This window comes from [Mycobacterium] stephanolepidis (genome assembly GCF_002356335.1).
Taxonomy (GTDB): Bacteria; Actinomycetota; Actinomycetes; order Mycobacteriales; family Mycobacteriaceae; genus Mycobacterium; species Mycobacterium stephanolepidis.
In genome coordinates, this window is sequence record NZ_AP018165.1 from 1,227,915 (window position 1) to 1,245,795 (window position 17,881).

Sequence of the window (17,881 nt, forward strand, 5' to 3'; positions counted from 1 at the left end):
TCGCTGGTCAAGCGGACATGATTGTCCTACATATACCTCTGACGCCGGATGAGCTGGTTTGGTTCCATGTTTTTCCGGGGGAGCCTCGAGTGGGCATATGGGATCCCTGCCCCCTTCGCCGAGCGCATACCGTACGCAGGTGAAATGCCCGAAAGACCTGCGTGCGGTATGCAGTCGGCGGGGACGCTCAGACTCTTGACCGCCTAACTTATCGCTGATAACTTAACGCCGTTATTCTCTGGAGGAAGGCGTTGCGATGCTGGAACGTTTGGCTCGATCGGTTATCGCGGCACCGCGCCTCGTACTCGGTGCGGCACTACTTGTCGCCATAGCGGCCGCCATCTTCGGGGTACCGGTAACCAAGCACCTCGCCGCGGGCGGGCAGCAGGACCCCAACTCCGAGTCTGCCCATGTGACACGGGTTCTCGCCGACAAGTTCGGCATCAGCGATCAGTCGCTGGTCTTCATGCTCATCAGTGAGCATGGCGTAAAGAGCCCGCAGATGCATGCCGTCGCAAGCGATCTGGAGCGCCAGCTCAAGGAATCCGGCGAGGTGCTCAACTTGACCTCCGCGTGGACGGCCCCACCTCCCGTCGCCGAGGACCTCCTCGGCACGGATGGCAAGTCCGGGCTGATCGTCGCCGGACTGACCGGAGGTGAGAACGACGCACAGAAGCACGCGGCCACTCTCATCAAGTCGCTCGCTGTTGATCGCGACGGAGTCTCGGTCAAGGCCGGAGGAGTCGCCACCCTCTACAACCAGATCGTCACGCAGTCCGAGAAGGACCTGCTGGTCATGGAATCGATCGCGATTCCGATCAGTTTCGTGGTGCTGGTCTGGATCTTCGGCGGTCTCTACGCGGCGCTACTGCCCCTGGTGGTCGGGGTGTTCTCGATCGTCGGGGCGATGTCGATCCTGCGGGGCCTGACGTACGTCACCGACGTGTCGGTGTTCGCGCTGAACCTTGCCGTCGCAATGGGATTGGCGCTTGCTATCGACTACTCGCTGTTGATCATCAGCCGCTATCGCGAAGAGGTGAACGCCGGTAAACCTCGCGACGAGGCGCTGGTGCTCACCATGACGACGGCGGGGCGCACCGTACTGTTCTCGGCGCTGACGGTCGCCCTCGCGTTGGTGGCGCTGATCTTGTTCCCGATGTACTTCCTCAAGTCATTCGGCTACGCGGGTGTCGCTGTGGTCTTCGTCGGAGCCATCGCGGCGCTCATCATCGTGCCGGCGGTGGTCACGCTGCTCGGCGATCGAATCGACGCCCTCGACGTGCGCCGCCTCATCCGCAAGATCCTGGGCAGGCCAGAACCCGTGGCCAAGGACGTCACCGAAACGTTCTGGTACCGGAACACCAAACGCGTTATGGCCCGCTCGATTCCGATCGCCGTTGTGATCGTCACGGCATTGGTGGTTCTCGGCCTACCGTTCCTCGACGGCAAGTTCGGCTTCCCGGACGATCGGGTGCTGCCCGCATCGGCCTCGGCCCACCAGGTCGGCAACGAGATGCGCCGCAATTTCAACAACAACAGCTCCACCAACCTGTCCGTGATCGCCGAGGGCATCGGTGCGGTGCCGCCGTCGGGAATCGATCAGTACGCAACGGATCTGTCGAAGATCGAGGATGTCACGGAGGTGGCCGCGCCCACCGGCGCCTTCATCCGGGGCATGAAGGTCGGTCCACCCTCGGGTGCAACCGGGATCAAAGACGGCACAGCGCTTTTCACGGTGCAAACGGGTGCCAAGCCCTACACGGCCGATGCGGAGCGTCAGCTTGACGCCATCCATGCCCTGCCCGGCCCGGGCGAGACCACGGTGAAGATCGGTGGGGGAGCTCAACTGGACCGCGACGCCGTCGACGGCATCGTGCACAAGCTGCCCTTGGTACTGGCCATCATCGCGATCGTCACCTTTGCGCTCCTCTTCCTGCTGACCGGCTCGGTGGTGCTGCCCCTGAAGGCGCTCGTGCTCAACGTGTTATCCCTGACGGCGACCTTTGGCGCGCTGATCTGGATTTTCCAGGAGGGACACCTGGGCGGATTCGGGACCGAGGTCACCGGCACGATCGTCGCCACCATGCCGATGCTGTTGTTCTGTATCGCGTTTGGACTGTCGATGGACTACGAGGTGTTCCTCATCTCCCGGATCCGCGAGTACTGGATGGCATCCGGACGCACCCGCGCCGACAACGACGAATCCGTGGCGCTCGGCGTCGCCCGCACCGGGCGGGTGGTCACCGCCGCGGCGATGATCATGACCATCGCTTTTGCCGCACTGATGGCCGCGCAGGTGTCCTTCATGCGTATGTTCGGCACCGGACTGACCATCGCGATCGTGGTCGACGCCACCATCATCCGGATGCTGCTGGTGCCCTCGTTCATGCGAATGCTCGGGCGCTTCAACTGGTGGGCTCCCAAGCCATTGGTCAAACTCCATGACCGAATCGGATTCAGTGACTAAGCGTCAGCGTTCGTCGCGCGGGGAAGGAGACCAACTGCGCGACGAAATCATCGACGCCGCGATTGAACTTGTCCTGGAGGCCAAGGAGCTGCGCGCGCCGTCGATCCGTGAGGTGGCCCGCAAGATCGGTGTGACCCCGCCGTCGATCTATCTGCATTTCGCGGATAAGGACGAGCTGATGGACGCGGTGTGCGGGCAGTACTACCAGCGGCTGGACGATGAGATGGTGGCGGCGGCCGTTGATCAGCAGACCACGCTGGAGCGCCTGCACGCGCAAGGTATGGCCTACGTGCGCTTCGCTGTCGCGACCCCGCTGATGTACCGGCTGGCTACCTCGGCGCCGCCCCGCGATGACAGCGAACTGGACGAAACGCTGGTAAGTGCGGCATTTGCGCACTTGCACAAGGGAGTTCAAGAACTCGTGAAAGAAGGTTTCTACCCCGACGGCGACACCGTCGCAATGGGTCTGCAGCTGTGGTCCGCAGCGCATGGGGTGGCCTCGATGTTGGTCACCAAACCGTATCTGCCGTGGGGCGATGCGGAACTGTTCGCCGACAACGCATTACGCGCGGCCTGCCTGGGGCAGGCGGTCAGCGATGTCGACCTGACCGCGGTGCTGCCGCGTCAGAAGTAGAGCTGCACCGACGCCAATGTGCCCGGTGCCGCCGAGTTGTTGGAGAACTCGAAGAGCCCGACTCCGCGCCGATCACCCAGATGCACGGTGGCCGACACCGAGGAGCCCGCGGCCAATAGCTTGTCAACGGTCAATGAGCTTGTTGCCGAGACGAACTCGGCCAGCGATGCGTCGGCAACGCCGTCCAGGGAGAGGGAGGCCTCGGGGGAGAGTAGCCGGGTGACCGTCGGGACGTCCCGGGCAGCCAGGGCGCCCGCCAGTTCCTGGACGCGCTGCTTGCCTGTCTCGCGAACGCCATTGAGGCCGCGCATGAACCCCAGCACTCCGTTGAGTCCCTGGTTCTTGAGCAGTTGCGGTCCCAGCTTTGCGCTTGCGAGTAGCCCATCGCTACCGGCGCCCAACAGCTGGCCGATCATGGCACGCAATTCCCAGAACGCGAACAACCGGTCGATCTTGAGCGATGCAGCGGGCCCGTCCTCCACCACGTCATAACGCAGGTGCATCGGGATGTGCATGGTGACGCCGGTCGACATCGTCGTGTGAATGGTCAGATCGCGCAGTACCGACATTCCGGCAACCACATCGTTTTCGACCTCGAACACGATGGTGTTGGGCGCGATGAAGGTGTCGTAGAACTTGCTGATCGCGGCCTCGCCGATATGAGGCCGTGAACCCACCGGGTCATTGACCTGGCCATAGGTGGCGAAGAGGCCGACCCAGGTGTCCTTGTCGTGTGCACCGACAGCTGCGGGCGACGCCTGAACGGTCGCCAGCAGCTCGTCGGCGAATGGTGCGCTGGACACCGGTTTAGGACAGTGCCCCGAGCACCGCGTCGTAGTCGGGCTCCTGAGCGATCTCGGGCACCAGCTCGGTGTAGGCGACATTGCCGTCGGCGCCGATCACGACGATCGCGCGGCCCAGCAGCCCGGTCATCGGACCGTCGGCGATGGTGATGCCGAAGTCCTCACCGAATGCGCTACGGAATGCCGAGGCGGTGCCCACGTTCTCGATGCCCTCTGCGCCGCAGAAACGCTTCTGGGCAAACGGCAGGTCCTTGGACACGCACAGCACCGGCGCGCCCGCTTCGGCGGCACGCTGGTTGAAGGTCCGCACGCTGGTCTGGCAGACGGGGGTGTCGATCGAAGGAAAGATGTTGAGGATCACCGGCTTATCCCGGTACTGATCGCTGGTCACAGGGCCGAGATCGGCGCCTACCAGCTCAAATGCCGGGGCAGGAGAGCCGACAGCGGGAAGCTCGCCGACCGTGTTGATGGGGTTTCCGCGCAACGTGATCTGTGCCATGGGTCCAGTGTTCCAGAGTTCGTGTGCTGTTTGCATCAGCGGGGTTAGGTTGGAGGCATGACGACGCCTGTCAGCTTCGATAACCGGTTCTTCTCGGCAACGTGGTCCGCCATCGCGCGGCGCGAACCTCCAGAAATCAAGGAGCTGCGCGCCGAGAATCTGCGGGGCCTGACCGGACGCGTCCTGGAGGTGGGTGCCGGCACCGGCTCGAACTTCTCGCTGTACCCGAACACCGTGGCTTCGGTAACGGCCCTGGAACCCGAATCCGGGCTGCGTCCGCAGGCCGAGGATGCGGCCGCCGCCGCTGCGATCCCGGTGACGGTGACCGCAGGCGTATTCGAGGATCTCACCGTCACCGGCGAGGACCGATTCGATGCGGTGGTGTGCTCGCTGGTGTTGTGTTCGGTCAGCGACCCCGATCGTGCCGCCGCGCAGGCATTCGAAGTGCTCAAGCCCGGCGGTGAGGTGCGTTTCTTCGAGCACGTCGCCCATGGGGGTGCGCTCGGAGTGGCTCAGCGCGCGGTCGACGCGACGTTCTGGCCCCGATTGTTCGGGAACTGTCATACGCACCGCGACACGCTGGCGGCGCTCGAGCGGGCAGGATTCGAGATCGAGGAACGGCGCGACGACTGGCTGAAGATATTCGGAATCCCGATGCCGTCCTCGTCGATCGTGATCGGCCGCGCGGTCAAACCCGCGTAGCGCAGACGCGCTGGGAGCGCCCGCGGATCAACCGAATTCGACGACCGTCATCGCCGGCCTGATCCGGTCGGAGAACGGCAGGTCGTAGAACAGGGGCGTGGCCAGCCTCAGGAAGTTTCCGCGTCCGGGAGGCATCCGCACCTCACGCACCGCGCGCACACCGTCAAGGGCCCGCAGCTGCCCGTACTGGTGGGCGGTGAAGGAGAACGGCATGGGCGGCACCGTGTAGTGCTCGCTGAGCTTCCAACCGCGCCGCTGCGAGTAGACGCTCATCAACCAGGGGATGGTGTCGAAGACCATCCACCCGCCGGGAAAGCGCTTAGCGCAGGCGGCGATGAGATCGAACACCACATCGCGTTCCAGGTACATAAACAGACCCTCGGCGGTGATCAGGACGCCGTTGGAGTCGTCGACCTGGTCCATCCAGGAGTGCTCGAGTGCGGACTGCGCGATGTAGCGGAGCCGATCGGAGGGCGGAAGCAACTGCTGGCGCAACCGCACGATGGGTTCCAGATCGACGGACAACCAGTTCAACTCGCCGTTGTCGATACGCCAGAAACTGGTCTGCAGTCCCTCGGCCAGCGCCACCACCGTGGCACGCGGGTGATCCGCGAGATAGTCGTTGGAAACGTTGTCAAAGGTCAACGCCCGCAGCGCAATTCCTTGGTGGGTGCGACCGAAGTGGTGGTAGTCGTAGTCGAGGCTGTCGCGCAGCACGATAGCCATCGGGTCCTCAAGAACGCCGTCGGGCCGGTTCGCCTCGGTGGCCCGCTGATTCAGCGTGATGAGCGCGGTCTCCGACACCCCGTCGAGGTGGCGGGCATCAATGGCAGCCATGCCAGCCACAGTACTAGCGAACGAGTTTGTGCAAGGTCCGCAGGTTGCGGGTGGTCGTCGTCGACTTGTACCGCTTCTTGCCCATCGTCTTACCGACGGGGCTGGCCAGGGTCTGCGACTTGGGCACTTGCCAATACAGCACGCCGTCACCGGCAGCGATGCGTTCGCTGTCATCGAGCTCGCTATCGAGGGCCGCCAGTTCGGTGAGCACCGCGGGGTCGCTGCAGAACATCACGTAGGAGTGCACGTCCTCGATATCGGGTTCCCACGGGAACGCATCGATGATGCGACCGATCGTGTCCAGGTCATACACCAGCACCCAGGCCTCGTAGCCGAAGCGATCGCCGAGTACCTGCTGCAGCCGTTCCTTGACCGCGAAGGCGGTCTCGGTGGAGTCCAACAGCACATTGCCGCTGGCGAGAATTGTTGTCACACCCGCGAATCCATCAGCGGTGAGGGCATCACGGACATCGGCCATCTTCATCGTGATGCCACCAACGTTCACTCCGCGCAGCAGGGCGGCGTATCTGGTCACGGCTATCCGAACTGCAGCAGCGTCATGGAAGGACGCGTCCGACGCAGAAACCCGCGATCAAGACGCTTCGAGTTGACGAACTTCCAGAGGCCACGGCCCGGCTGCAACGGTATGTCGACGGCGGCCACCACTCCCGGAACTGAGGTGAGTGCCTCGCCCTCGTCGGGGGTCAGCGCGAACGGCATGGGCGGGGCCACGTAGCGGTCCGACAACTTGAGCCCCTGCAGGGTGCGCCTGCTGAACCAGTGCGGGATGTTGTCGAACATCATCTGGCCGCCGGGAAAACGCTTGGCACAGGCCTCGATCAGCCCGAGAGATTCCTCCGGCTGTAGGTACATGAGTAGGCCTTCGGCCGTGATGAACGCGCCCTCAGAGGCATCGACCCGATCCATCCAACTCAAGTCCAGGGCCGACTGCGCGAGCCCGATGATCCGCTGGTTCTCGGGCAGCAGTGTGTTGCGCAGTTCCATCACAGGCGGCAGATCGACTGAATACCAAGTGAATTGAGCCGTGGATTCCGCCCCGCCGAGGCGCCAGAAGCTGGTCTGCATGCCTTCGGCGAGTGCGACGATCGCCGCCCGCGGATGCGTCGCGAGATACACACGTGCCTGCGTGTCGAAGGCCAGGGCCCGCAGCCCGTGGGACTGTGACGGGCGCCCGAACTTGCGGTAGTCGTACTCGATGGCATCGAAGAGTTCTGCGGCCAGCGGATCCTTGATCACACCGTCCGCCCGCTTGGCTTCGGTTCCGCGGTTGTGCAGCGTCCACAGGGTGGTAGCCGAGACGCCCTCCAGGCTGTCTCCGCTGATCCTCGATGAGCCACTTGGGCGAAGAGCATCAGACTCGGTCATGACGCTGATGCTAGTGAAATGGGGCGACGATAGGACTGCCCCTTGGTTAGGCTGACCGGTATGACCGAATCGAAGGCGGGCGAAGACTCGGCCGCGGATGATGCCAAGCGCAAGTTCCGCGAGGCCCTTGACCGCAAGAACAACAAGGCCAACGCCGCCGCTGACAACAAGGACACCGCCAGCAAGCCGACCCATGCACATGGCCGGGCCGGCTCGCATCGCGAATTCCGCCGTAAGAGCGGTTAAGCCTCTCGTCGCTGGTTGGCCAGTGACCGGGCGATGATCAGCCCGGCCAGCACCACCACCCAGCACACGAGGCCAAAGCCCTTGAGCCCCCACACCACTGAAGCCAGGGTGAACCCGCCCGCGGCCATCAGCGCTATCCCGACGGCCGCGCTGCGCACACCGGGGCGCGCGACATAGCCGCCGTCCCAGCCGGGCAAGGGGTTGTTCTCCAGCGGTCGCAGGGCCAGGAAGAGCCCCGTCACCAGGATGGCCATCGTCACTACCTGAAGCACTGACAAGAAGACGAAATTCGTTGCCGTGGTGTCGTATCGGGGGAATCCCAGGAAATCGAACGCCAGGTGCATGCCCAGCAGTGCGGGCATGTGCCAGAGGTACAGCGTCATCGCGCCAGAGTTGCCGATGGCCACGGCCCACCAGACCCGTGGGCGCTGAGCCCATCGATTGATGGCGGGCATAGCCGCGATGGCCAATGCCGACAGGACCATCGCGTGCCCGGCCAACACCAGCGACGGCGGGATCATGTTCGGCACCTTCTGGCCGGCCACCCCGACCAGGCTGATGGTGTACGGGCCGAACGTCACCAGCGCGATGTTGATCGCGAAAACGACTGCGGCGAGTATCAACGCAGCCTTCTGGGTGATCAGCTGCCGGCGGTACCCCACGCCTAAAACCGCCGGCAGCAGCCACACCACGAAGTTCACGTATCCGATGCCGGAGGGAGCCCCCAGCCCCAGCCGCAGCACGTCAACTGCCGCGATACCCAGATAGATCCCCGCCAGCGCGCCGAGCATGCTCCGCGTGGTCGTGATGCGGGCAAGCAGCGGAACCGCCGCCAGCACCAGCACGTAGGCGCCCAGGAACCACAGGAGCTGGGTGCTCACCCCCGCGACCGGCTCATATACGTGCAGCGGCAGGATTTGCCGAAGAATCAGCAGCGCCACCGCCCAGAAGCCCAGGTAGTAAAAGACCGGGCGGTACAGGCGGGTGCAGCGATGCATGAGCCAGGATCCCCAGCTGGTACCCGGCTTCCAGGAGCCCACGCTCGCGGCAACCCCGGCGAAGAAGAACAGCGGCATGATCTGAAAAACCCAGGTGAGTGCCTGGAAAACGGGGCGACCGTTGAGCAGGTTGCCCCACAGCAGCACACCGTTGTCGATGGCGCTCACCGCCATGACGGTGTGCCCGAGGACCACGCCGACCAGCGACACGATCCGGATCACGTCAAGTGCGCGGTCGCGCGTTGCCGCCGTGGCGGCGCCCACCTCATCGGCGGTGGGCAGGCCCAGAGTCATCGTCATGCACCTAGCGTCGCCGAGTGCCGATCGCCGACACAGCGCGTCGCTACGCGATCTCGCTAGGTAGTTTCCCCTGGGCCCGCCGCGTAGGACTAGCCGCCGAGCGCGGCGATGAGGTCCTTGATCTTGGCGGCCTCGTCCTCGGTGACCTGTTCCTCGGACTCGACCGCCGTCAGGAAGCCAACCTTGAGCCCTGCGCCATTGGCGGTTTCCTGTGCGGTGAGCCGGGCACGCCGACGTGCGGTGTAGAGGCGCTGGCCCAGCGTCGCGCTGGGGCTGTTGGCCGCATCCTTCATCAGGTCGTCGTAGCGATGGCGCACCCCGCTCAGCGCGACGATCACCGAGGGCGTCACCCGGCTGCGGCCGGCGGCCTTCGAGATCGCGCCCTCAAGCTTGCGCAGTCCGCTCAGGACGACGGCGACGCGTTCGCCGTACTCGGCGTCGCTGGGTTCGGGCAGGGTGTCGATGGCGGAGGCGTACATGTGCACCGCCGCATCGACGAGGCTGACAATGACTGGGGCTTCGCCCTCATCCGGCACGACTTCAGGCACGACCCATCGACTCCTTCTGAAAAGACCGGTAACGACCCCGAAGTAGGCGGGGGTCGCCGACAACTTAGCGCCGATCCACAGCCCGGACAACCCCTATCGTATGAACGATTTCTGATCCGAGTGTCTAGGCGGGGGTGTGCGAACTGTGCTGTGCTACCAACCTTTTCAGCGGTGCAGCTGTGGTCATGGGGTGTGGCGGCAACAGATCTTGATTAGCCGGTGCTCACCGGTGCGGCCGGTTTCACCCGGCGCGGGCGTTCTTGCCAGATGACGGCGATCAGACACAGCGCGGCCAGGGCGGCCACCGCGAGTGCGAACGTGACACCCGCGGTGCGCAGCCCCCACGCTTGCGCGGCCAGACCCTCGCCGATGACCGGCAAGGCGATTCCCACATAGGCAACCACGAAGTAGCTGGAGGTCACCTCGGCACGGTTGTCCTCGGGGGTCCGGTCGGCGATGGAGGCGAGTCCGCGGCTGAAGCTGATGCCCTGTCCGATGCCCACCACGACAGCGCTGGCCAGATACCAGGGCAGCGACGAAGTATGTAGGGCCACCACAACGAGCAGCATCCCGGTCAGCAGTACTGCGCAGCCAAGGATCAGCGCCCTGGCCGCCGGCACCTTCCGGACCAGAATCTGTGCCACACAAGAAGATCCGAACGTCAGGAAGACACTTGCCCCGGCCACCGCGTGGTTGTCGATGCCGAGCACCCCGGACAGGAACCCGGGTGCCACTGCCGTGAAGGATCCGAGCGCTGCGAATCCCGCGAATCCCGCCGTCGCCGCTGCCGCGAATGTCACTCGGACCTCGGGAGGCAGCGAAAGGCGTTGCACACCAAGCTTTCCGTGCCTCGGTGCGGTCTCGGGTGCCAAGAGCAGGGCGACCACGGCGATCGACACAAGTCCGATATGAACGATGAAGGCCAGATGTGTGGGCCAGGGCGCGTACTGAACGAGAACGCCGGCCACCAAGGGCCCCAGTCCAAGGCCGCCGGTATTGGCGATGGTGGCCACGGCGGCGGCCCGTCCCCGCCATTGCTCGGGTGCTGCTTCGATGACGGCGACGGTAGCCGCGCCGGTGAAGAACCCTGCGGACAGTCCCGAGACGATGCGGGCGATCAACAGCAGCGGAACCGAGTCGACGAACAGGAAGATGACCGAGCTGAGGATGGCGAATCCGGCACCGGTCAGCAACAGAGGGCGACGGCCGAGAACATCGGACCAGCCGCCGAACAGCAGCAGCGCGAACAGCACGCCGGCGGCGTAGGTGGCGTAGACGACCGTCGTGGTGAGTACGGAAAAATGCATCTGCTGCGAGTACAACGCGTACATGGGGGTCGGCATTGTGGTGCCGATCATGACTGCCGAGAAGCTGAACGCCAGCAGGATGAACGCGGCCGAGCGGCGCAAGCGAGCAATCACAACTCACTGTAAGTCGGCGGCGGGCCATCTCATTCCGGCGCGATTAATGGGCAATCGCCTTTTCCGCGCCGATGCCTGTCAGGGAGCGCACTTCCATCTCGGCGTTCAACCCGGGATCGCCCTTGTCGTCGGAGGTGAGCGTCCCGATGATGCCGAGCAGGAAGGCCAGCGGAATCGACACGATGCCCGGATTGGCGAGCGGGAACCAGGCGAAGTCGGCCCCGGGGATCATCGCGGTCTTCGCGCCGGAGACGGCGGGGGAGAAGACGATGAGCACGATGGTGGAGATCAGGCCGCCATACATGCTCCACAGCGCGCCACGGGTGTTGAACCGCGCCCAGTACAGCGAGTACACGATGGTCGGCAGGTTGGCCGCCGCTGCGACCGCGAAGGCCAGTGCCACCAGGAACGCGACGTTCTGCCCGTTGGCCAGGATGCCGAGCCCGATCGCGATGACGCCCAGCACCACCGCGGTGATCCGTGACACGCGGACCTGCTCGGCTTCAGAGACGTTGTGGCCCTTGATGATCGAGGCGTAGATGTCATGCGCGAAGGATGCCGATGCGGTGATCGTCAACCCGGCCACCACCGCGAGAATCGTGGCGAAGGCCACCGCCGAGATGACCGCCAACAGGATGACGCCGCCGAGTTCGAAGGCCAACAGCGGTGCGGCCGAGTTCTGGCCACCTGCCGCCGCCAGAATGCGATCGGGTCCGACGAGGGCCGCAGCTCCGTAGCCCAGTGCCAGGGTGAATAGGTAGAAGGCGCCAATCAGTCCGATCGCCCACACCACCGACCGACGTGCTTCCTTGGCGGTGGGCACGGTGTAGAAGCGCATCAGGACGTGGGGGAGACCGGCGGTGCCCAGAACCAGCGCGAGTCCGAGTGACAGAAAGTTGATCTTCGATGTCAGCGAGCCGCCGTACTGGGCACCTGGCGCCAGAACATCGCGAGACGCAACATCTTTGGTGTGGCTGTCGGAGACGGCGTGCTGCGCCGCGCCGAGGATGTCGGAGAAGTTGAAACCGAACTTGGCGAACACCGCGGCCGTCATGAGTGCGGCGCCGCTGATCAGCAAGACCGCCTTGATGATCTGCACCCAGGTGGTGCCCTTCATTCCGCCCACCAAGACGTAGACGATCATGAGCACGCCAACCACGCCGATCACTATCGATTGGCCCCACCGACTGTGAATGTTGAGTAGGAGCGCCACCAGGCCTCCGGCGCCTGCCATCTGCGCGAGTAGGTAGAACAGCGATACCGTCAGGGTGGAGGTGGCCGCCGCCAGTCGCACCGGGCGCTGCCTGAGCCGGAAGCTCAGCACATCGGCCATGGTGAACTTGCCTGTGTTGCGCAGTAATTCGGCGACGAGAAGCAAGGCCACCAGCCAGGCCACCAGGAACCCGATGGAGTATAGAAAGCCGTCATAGCCGTACACCGCGATGGCCCCGGCGATTCCGAGAAAGCTTGCGGCGGAAAGGTAGTCGCCGGCGATGGCGATGCCGTTCTGCGGACCGGAGAAGGCGCGGCCGCCGGTGAAGAAGCCCTCCGCGGTTTTGTTGCTACCGCTGGCCCGGATGACGAGGTAGAGGGTGACGGCGACGAAGACGGTGAAGATCGCGATGTTGGTGGCCGGATTGCCGACGGTTTCAGCCGCCAGCGTCGATGTGGTGGTCATGCTTGTTCCACCTCGGCACGGATCGCCGCGGCCTTCGGATCCAACTCGCGGTTGGCGAACCGTACGTAGAGTCCGGTGATGACGAAGGTCGTGAGGAACTGGCCAAGGCCCAGCACGAGTCCCACGTTGATGTTGCCGACGAGTTTGATCGCCATGAAGTCATGGGCGAACGCACCCAGCACCAGGTACAGGCCGTACCACGCGAGAAAGAATGCGGTCATGGGAAAAACAAAGCGGCGCAATGTTTTCCGAAGCTCCTGAAATTCCGGGCTGCTCTGGATCTCCAGGGCTCGTTCGGTGGACAGCTCGGTAGGATCGATCGCGGTCAACGCTGGCTCCTTATGGGTACCTGTAAGGGTGCTGGGAGAGTGTAATGAGAGCTGAGTCACAGCGGTGGGGTTTCCGGCGCTGGTTTGTCAGGTGTTCACCTGACGAGCCACAAGAGTCGCGGCTCACACGCTCCGGTGTACTGATTCATCCCCGTACTGCTGGTTGACCGCACGCAAGAACTTCTCCGCATCGGTGGGCTCGACCGGAGGCAGGTGGATTGTTTCACTGACGATGCCGTCGGGCAGGCGCGGCTCGGAGCCGACGTCGGGGATGAAGTTCTTCAGGGCGCCATCGGTGAACGGCACGCCGGACTTGACCTGATTATTGGAAACCAGATCGAATGCCCGCGTCATCGCGTCGCACGATTCCTCGGGCAGCGCTGCTTTGATCGCGGCGATCTCGGTGGCGGACTTCCCATCGAAGGACTGCGCGAACTCGTACAGGTACTGCAGCTGGTTGGACGGGATGGTGACGCTCTTACCCGCGGCGAGATCTTTGAGCTGCCGATCATCCAAGAGCGATGCCGCGTTGACCCTGCTCAACACGCTCTGATCTCGCTGGTTGTCCGCCTGGAAATGCTCCCCGTCCAGATTTCCCTGTGCGGGAGTCAGTCCGCAGAAGGGGTTGAACGAGGCCGCCAACTCATCGCAGATGGCGTCGATCTGCTGCTGGGCTTCCAGTTCGGCGGCCCACCACTTGTCGTACGCCTTGCGCATCATCCGCGTGAACTTGGCGGCGGTTTGGTTTGCCTTCTCGATGACCTCGGCGCTGGCATGGGGTTGCGTGTTCCAGCTGACGGTGAGGTCCTCGGCGACGGTGTAGCCATGGTCGCTGGCCTCGTTGTAGAGGTCGACAGCCTCGCGGCGGTACTCGATCGACTGGAACTCCAAGGTGACCAAGGCCTTCGGGGCATCATCGAGCAGCATCTGGGTGGCCAGGTAGATCGTTTTCTCGTCGCTGGCCGCGGTGTCCTGGATCGCGCGCGCGGTTTCACCGTCCCACGGAAGGCCGCCGGGCATGTCGACCGAATGCTTGTAGTCCTGGGCGCGATGTTGCAGCTCGGTGGCGGTCAGCATCGCCAGGCGCAACGGCACGATCGACTGTTCGGGATGGTTGGTCAACAACCTTCTGGCCGAGTAATCCGACTTCATCGCGGCCTCGACAGGGACGCGGCCGAAAGGATGGTCTGGCGCACGTACTCTTCGGTATCCCCGAACCGGGTCTGTGCTTGCTCGGACAGGTCGGCCATGTTGACGCAGCGAGCCGCGAACATGCGCTGTAGCTCGGGGATGACTTCGGTGACCAGTCGCCTGACTGCCGTCAGCGATGGAGCATCCCCTGCTTCGACCCTCGTGGGGTTATCGGCCCGGCTGCACAGTTTGTGGGCCTGTTCTCGTAATTCCGGCGACAGCTTGCGCAACGCCTCTAGATCAACGTCCAATTGGCCTGACAGCGGCAGCCTCCCCGAACACTGTGATCTTGGTCGCCCAAGTTGCCGTAGCGTAGCACCGCTGGCGTTGTCAAAGTTCAGAAGGAAGGAATGTCACATTGGCGAAATTGCAGCTTGCGCAAGACCCGGCCGCCGATGAGTTGCTGGAGGAGAATCCGCTAGCGCTTCTGATCGCCATGCTCCTCGATCAACAGATTCCGATGGAAGTCGCATTCGCGGGGCCCAAGAAGATCGCCGACCGGATCGGCGGTATCGACGCGCACCAGATTGCGGAGTACGACCCCGACAAATTTGTGGCCTTATGTTCCGAACGGCCCGCGATCCATCGCTTTCCCGGCTCGATGGCCAAGCGTGTCCAGGTGCTCGCGCAGGAGATCGTCGATGAGTACGACGGCCGCGCCGAGAACATCTGGAAGAACGGCGATCCGAACGGGGCCGAGCTGCTCAAGCGGCTCAAGGCGCTGCCCGGCTTCGGTGAGCAGAAGGCCAAGATCTTTGTGGCGCTGCTTGGCAAGCAGTACGGAGTTCAGCCCAAGGATTGGCGCAAGGCCGCCGGAAACTATGGCGAGAAGGACACCCACCTATCGGTTGCGGACGTCGTCGATGGCGAGTCGCTCGGGCTGGTGCGCGCCCATAAGAAGGAAATGAAGGCTGCGGCAAAAGCAAAGGCGGCCAAGGCATAAAGCCCTGACCGCCTCGCTTGTGTCGTGAACTACGGCAGCGCCGCGAACAGCGGTGCCGACGGGACCACCCCAACACCGGGGGCGGTGGCGGCGGGCAGCCCGGCGACGGGAGCCGCTGCGGCGGCGGGGATTCCGTTGACCAGGGCCGGCGGAATCAGCGTCTGCTGCACGCCGGCGGGCAGCAGCTTGGGCAGGTTGGTGGCCCACAGATCAACGGTCTGGGTGACACCGTCTGCACCGGGTATCTGCGAAACGCCGGGCACGCTGCTGGTTGCGGGGACAGACGCCGGGGACAGCGCCTGGGCGGCCGCAGGGGTCAGTGCCTGAGCGGCAGCCGGAGGCAGCGCCGGTGCTGCGGGGGCCAGGCCCGGAACCTGAGCGGCCGGTGCCGCGGGAGCGAGGCCCGGAACCTGAGCAGCCGGCGCCGCGGGAGCGACGGCGGGCAGTGCAGGTGCGGCCGGTGCGGCGATGGCGGCGGGTGCCGCGGGAGCAACCGGTGCGGCTGCTGGGGCGTTACCGAAGCCCGAAGCTGCCTGGCCCAGGATCGCGGCGGGGTTGGTCGGGTTCGGCCCCGGGGCGGGGATGGGGTCAGCGCTGGCGGTCGACGCCAGGCCCAGCGCCAGGCCGGCCGACGCGAAGGCCGCGATCGACGCGCCCATGAAGACGTTGGTGATCCGTGACATATTGAACTCCAATGCTGTTTCGCTAGACGTGATTACTGGTGTTAAAAGCCAAGGTAATCCGTTACGCGTGTTACTCAAGTGACGCGTGTGGCGTAGATGGAACCGTTACCAAAACGAGTGAGCGAGGTTATCGAAGCCCCGATGAGAACAGAGCCGACCAGGGCGAATGCCGAGCCCCAGGTTTCGACACGCGGCGCGTCGGCGTGGCGGCGTGTCCGCGAATGGGGTCCGTGGCTGCTCTTGCTGAGCGTCGCGGTGCGCCTCGCCTGGGCGTACCTGACTCCTCATGGCGCCGACCTTGTGGACCTGCATGTGTACGTCAGCGGTCCGGCAACTCTGGGCCACGGCAATCTCTACGAGTTCACATATCCGGACAAGACGCCCGACTTTCCGCTGCCCTTCACCTATCCGCCGTTTGCGGCCGTGGTGTTCTGGCCGCTGCACCTGCTTCCGTTCACCCTGCTCGGGGTGTGCTGGATTCTGGGCACCATCGCCGCGCTCTACGCGGTGGTCAGGCTGAGTCAGCGGTTACTCGGATTCAACGACGCGCGCGGGGCCGCCGTGTGGACGGCCGTGACCATGTGGACCGAGCCGGTGCGTTCGACCCTGGACTACGGGCAAATCAATGTGTTGTTGATGCTGCTGATCATGCTGGCGGTGACTTCCTCGCGTTGGTGGATTTCCGGAACACTGGTGGGACTCGCCAGCGGGGTGAAGCTGACCCCTTTGGTCTCCGGCCTCTACTTCCTGGGCGCGCGTCGCTGGGCGACCGCCATGTGGGCCGCGGTGGTCTTTGTGCTGACCGTGCTGGTGGGTGTGGCGATCGTCGGAGCGCAGGGCCGGTACTACTTCACCGACCTGTTGGGTAAGCCGGACCGGATCGGGCCGATCGCCACCGTGTTCAACCAGTCCTGGCGGGGTGGGATCTCCAGGATTCTCGGCCACGACGCGGGCTCGGGAGCACTGGTGCTGGCGGCGTACCTGGTGACAGCGGTACTGGCCTTTTTCGCCTGGCGGGCCGTGGACGACAGGCTGGGGCGGATCTGCGTGGTGCAGATGTTCGGTCTGCTCATCTCGCCCATCTCGTGGACCCACCATTGGGTGTGGATGGTTCCGTTCATGGTGTGGCTGCTCCACGGGCCCTGGCGAGAAAAATTGGGCGCGAAGATCTTTGGGTACGGATGGCTGGTGCTCTTGCTGGTTGGGGTGCCCTGGCTGCTTAGCTTCGCCCAACCGGACATCTGGCGTATCGATCGGCCCTGGCCGTTGGCATGGGCCGGGCTGGTGGACATTGTGGCGGCAATGGCGACGTTGACCTGGATGGCGGTGACGGGGCGGCGAATCCGTAGCGCCTAGACGCAGTGCGGCGCGGTCGGCGCGGTCGGCTACCGTGGCGCCATGTCTGAACACTGGACCGTCCTGGTCACCGGCGCCTCCAGCGGAATCGGCGCGAGCGCGGCCCGGATCTTCGTCGAGCGCGGGCACCGCGTCTTCGGTACCAGCCGTAATCTGGACACCATCACCGACCGCATCACCGGGGTGCAGTATCTGCGGCTGGACCAAACCGACAAGGCCAGCATCGCCGAATGTGTCGCGCAGGCGGGCGAGGTGGACATCCTGGTCAACAACGCCGGAGAAAGTCAGATCGGCGCGCTGGAAGACATCTCCATCGATGACTTCGAGAAGCTGTACACCACCAATGTCTTTGGGCCCGTGGCGCTTACCAAGGCGGTGCTACCCGGGATGCGAGAACGGCGCCGCGGCGCCATCGTGATGGTGGGGTCGATGGCGGGCACCCTGCACGTGCCCTTCCGGTCCACCTACAGCTCGGCGAAATCGGCGTTGCACACCGTGGCCGACTGCCTGCGGTACGAGGTCGCGCCGTTCGGGATCACGGTAAGCACCGTGGAACCCGGCGTCATCGCCACAGGGATCGAGACGCGGCGCAACCGTGTCGTGGCCGAGGGATCCGCCTATCGTGAAGCGTTCCAGACGGTCGACGCGGCCATGGCGGCGCGGGAACAGCACGGCATGGCCACCGACGAGCTGGCGCGCCTGGTTGTGGACGTGGCACTGAATCCGAATCCGAAGCCTTTGTACGCCAAGGGCAGTAATGCTCCGCTCATCATGGCCGCACAACGGCTGCTGCCCGCTCGGCTGTTCCTCAAGTTCCTGGCGCGCATGCACGGACTGAAGGTGAGATAGAGCATGTTTCC

At 64.4% G+C, this 17,881-nt stretch carries 20 protein-coding genes; 7 read left to right on the top strand and 13 right to left on the bottom strand.

The genetic code is table 11. The features are described 5' to 3' along the window. Positions 1 to 256 precede the first annotated feature (256 nt). Together MSTE_RS06190 and MSTE_RS06195 are read left to right on the top strand one after the other, a co-directional pair. Positions 257 to 2,467, top strand: coding sequence for an MMPL family transporter (locus MSTE_RS06190; RefSeq protein WP_096499787.1), 2,211 nt, complete (start codon positions 257 to 259; stop codon positions 2,465 to 2,467). Continuing rightward, entirely contained in the window at positions 2,460 to 3,101 is a 642-nt protein-coding gene (locus tag MSTE_RS06195) for a TetR/AcrR family transcriptional regulator (protein WP_096505521.1), read from the top strand. The genes MSTE_RS06190 and MSTE_RS06195 overlap by 8 nt, the downstream gene beginning before the upstream one ends. Here the strand turns inward: MSTE_RS06195 and MSTE_RS06200 are convergent. Together MSTE_RS06200 and tpx are read right to left on the bottom strand one after the other, a co-directional pair. Next, a complete protein-coding gene (locus tag MSTE_RS06200; RefSeq protein ID WP_096499789.1) occupies positions 3,092 to 3,904 on the bottom strand; it encodes a nuclear transport factor 2 family protein in 813 nt (270 codons plus the stop codon). The genes MSTE_RS06195 and MSTE_RS06200 overlap by 10 nt on opposite strands. A 4-nt stretch (positions 3,905 to 3,908) precedes the next feature. Beyond that, entirely contained in the window at positions 3,909 to 4,403 is a 495-nt protein-coding gene (gene tpx, locus MSTE_RS06205; RefSeq protein ID WP_030094739.1) for a thiol peroxidase, read from the bottom strand. A gap of 57 nt (positions 4,404 to 4,460) precedes the next feature. Here tpx and MSTE_RS06210 point away from each other — a divergent pair, with 57 nt between their 5' ends. Next, positions 4,461 to 5,105: a class I SAM-dependent methyltransferase gene (locus MSTE_RS06210; RefSeq protein ID WP_096499791.1), complete on the top strand. Its 645-nt coding sequence runs from the start codon at positions 4,461 to 4,463 to the stop codon at positions 5,103 to 5,105. A gap of 27 nt (positions 5,106 to 5,132) precedes the next feature. Here MSTE_RS06210 and MSTE_RS06215 read toward each other — a convergent pair whose 3' ends face one another. From MSTE_RS06215 to MSTE_RS06225, 3 genes are read right to left on the bottom strand one after another with little or no spacing between them, the layout of a single operon-like run. Further along, complete coding sequence (locus MSTE_RS06215; RefSeq protein ID WP_162291381.1) at positions 5,133 to 5,942, bottom strand: class I SAM-dependent methyltransferase; 810 nt, start codon at positions 5,940 to 5,942, stop codon at positions 5,133 to 5,135. A 13-nt stretch (positions 5,943 to 5,955) separates the two neighbouring features. Further along, positions 5,956 to 6,477 (bottom strand): DUF1697 domain-containing protein, encoded by a 522-nt coding sequence (locus tag MSTE_RS06220; protein ID WP_096499795.1) that lies wholly within the window; start codon positions 6,475 to 6,477, stop codon positions 5,956 to 5,958. A 2-nt stretch (positions 6,478 to 6,479) separates the two neighbouring features. Then, complete coding sequence (locus MSTE_RS06225; RefSeq protein WP_096499797.1) at positions 6,480 to 7,328, bottom strand: class I SAM-dependent methyltransferase; 849 nt, start codon at positions 7,326 to 7,328, stop codon at positions 6,480 to 6,482. 60 nt (positions 7,329 to 7,388) lie between these two features. Between MSTE_RS06225 and MSTE_RS06230 the strand changes: the two genes are divergently transcribed. Beyond that, positions 7,389 to 7,574 (top strand): DUF5302 domain-containing protein, encoded by a 186-nt coding sequence (locus MSTE_RS06230; protein ID WP_096499799.1) that lies wholly within the window; start codon positions 7,389 to 7,391, stop codon positions 7,572 to 7,574. Here the strand turns inward: MSTE_RS06230 and MSTE_RS06235 are convergent. From MSTE_RS06235 to MSTE_RS06265, 7 genes are all read right to left on the bottom strand, one after another. Further along, positions 7,571 to 8,872 (bottom strand): acyltransferase family protein, encoded by a 1,302-nt coding sequence (locus tag MSTE_RS06235; protein ID WP_096499801.1) that lies wholly within the window; start codon positions 8,870 to 8,872, stop codon positions 7,571 to 7,573. The two genes, MSTE_RS06230 and MSTE_RS06235, sit on opposite strands and share 4 nt — an antisense overlap. An 89-nt stretch (positions 8,873 to 8,961) precedes the next feature. Beyond that, the gene (locus MSTE_RS06240; RefSeq protein WP_030094748.1) at positions 8,962 to 9,351 is read right to left on the bottom strand and encodes a hypothetical protein; all 390 of its coding nucleotides are present in this window, start codon (positions 9,349 to 9,351) and stop codon (positions 8,962 to 8,964) included. 281 nt (positions 9,352 to 9,632) lie between these two features. Continuing rightward, positions 9,633 to 10,841: an MFS transporter gene (locus MSTE_RS06245; protein WP_096499805.1), complete on the bottom strand. Its 1,209-nt coding sequence runs from the start codon at positions 10,839 to 10,841 to the stop codon at positions 9,633 to 9,635. A gap of 43 nt (positions 10,842 to 10,884) precedes the next feature. Then, the gene (locus MSTE_RS06250; protein WP_096499807.1) at positions 10,885 to 12,519 is read right to left on the bottom strand and encodes a solute symporter family protein; all 1,635 of its coding nucleotides are present in this window, start codon (positions 12,517 to 12,519) and stop codon (positions 10,885 to 10,887) included. Next, positions 12,516 to 12,839 (bottom strand): DUF485 domain-containing protein, encoded by a 324-nt coding sequence (locus tag MSTE_RS06255; RefSeq protein ID WP_408645909.1) that lies wholly within the window; start codon positions 12,837 to 12,839, stop codon positions 12,516 to 12,518. Before MSTE_RS06255 ends, MSTE_RS06250 begins: the two co-directional genes overlap by 4 nt. Positions 12,840 to 12,971: 132 nt before the next feature. Continuing rightward, on the bottom strand, positions 12,972 to 14,000 hold the full coding sequence (locus tag MSTE_RS06260) for a TPR repeat region-containing protein (RefSeq protein ID WP_096499811.1): 1,029 nt from the start codon (positions 13,998 to 14,000) through the stop codon (positions 12,972 to 12,974). Continuing rightward, complete coding sequence (locus MSTE_RS06265; RefSeq protein ID WP_046252876.1) at positions 13,997 to 14,290, bottom strand: hypothetical protein; 294 nt, start codon at positions 14,288 to 14,290, stop codon at positions 13,997 to 13,999. Before MSTE_RS06265 ends, MSTE_RS06260 begins: the two co-directional genes overlap by 4 nt. Before the next feature lie 116 nt (positions 14,291 to 14,406). Here MSTE_RS06265 and MSTE_RS06270 point away from each other — a divergent pair, with 116 nt between their 5' ends. Next, on the top strand, positions 14,407 to 14,982 hold the full coding sequence (locus MSTE_RS06270; protein WP_193442078.1) for an HhH-GPD-type base excision DNA repair protein: 576 nt from the start codon (positions 14,407 to 14,409) through the stop codon (positions 14,980 to 14,982). 29 nt (positions 14,983 to 15,011) lie between these two features. Here MSTE_RS06270 and MSTE_RS06275 read toward each other — a convergent pair whose 3' ends face one another. Beyond that, positions 15,012 to 15,665 carry a hypothetical protein gene (locus tag MSTE_RS06275; RefSeq protein WP_046252878.1) on the bottom strand — a complete coding sequence of 218 codons (654 nt, stop codon included), beginning with the start codon at positions 15,663 to 15,665 and terminating at the stop codon, positions 15,012 to 15,014. A 141-nt stretch (positions 15,666 to 15,806) separates the two neighbouring features. Between MSTE_RS06275 and MSTE_RS06280 the strand changes: the two genes are divergently transcribed. Continuing rightward, positions 15,807 to 17,021 carry a mannosyltransferase gene (locus tag MSTE_RS06280; protein ID WP_096499815.1) on the top strand — a complete coding sequence of 405 codons (1,215 nt, stop codon included), beginning with the start codon at positions 15,807 to 15,809 and terminating at the stop codon, positions 17,019 to 17,021. A 42-nt stretch (positions 17,022 to 17,063) separates the two neighbouring features. Continuing rightward, the gene (locus MSTE_RS06285; protein WP_096499817.1) at positions 17,064 to 17,870 is read left to right on the top strand and encodes an SDR family oxidoreductase; all 807 of its coding nucleotides are present in this window, start codon (positions 17,064 to 17,066) and stop codon (positions 17,868 to 17,870) included. Positions 17,871 to 17,881: the final 11 nt, after the last annotated feature.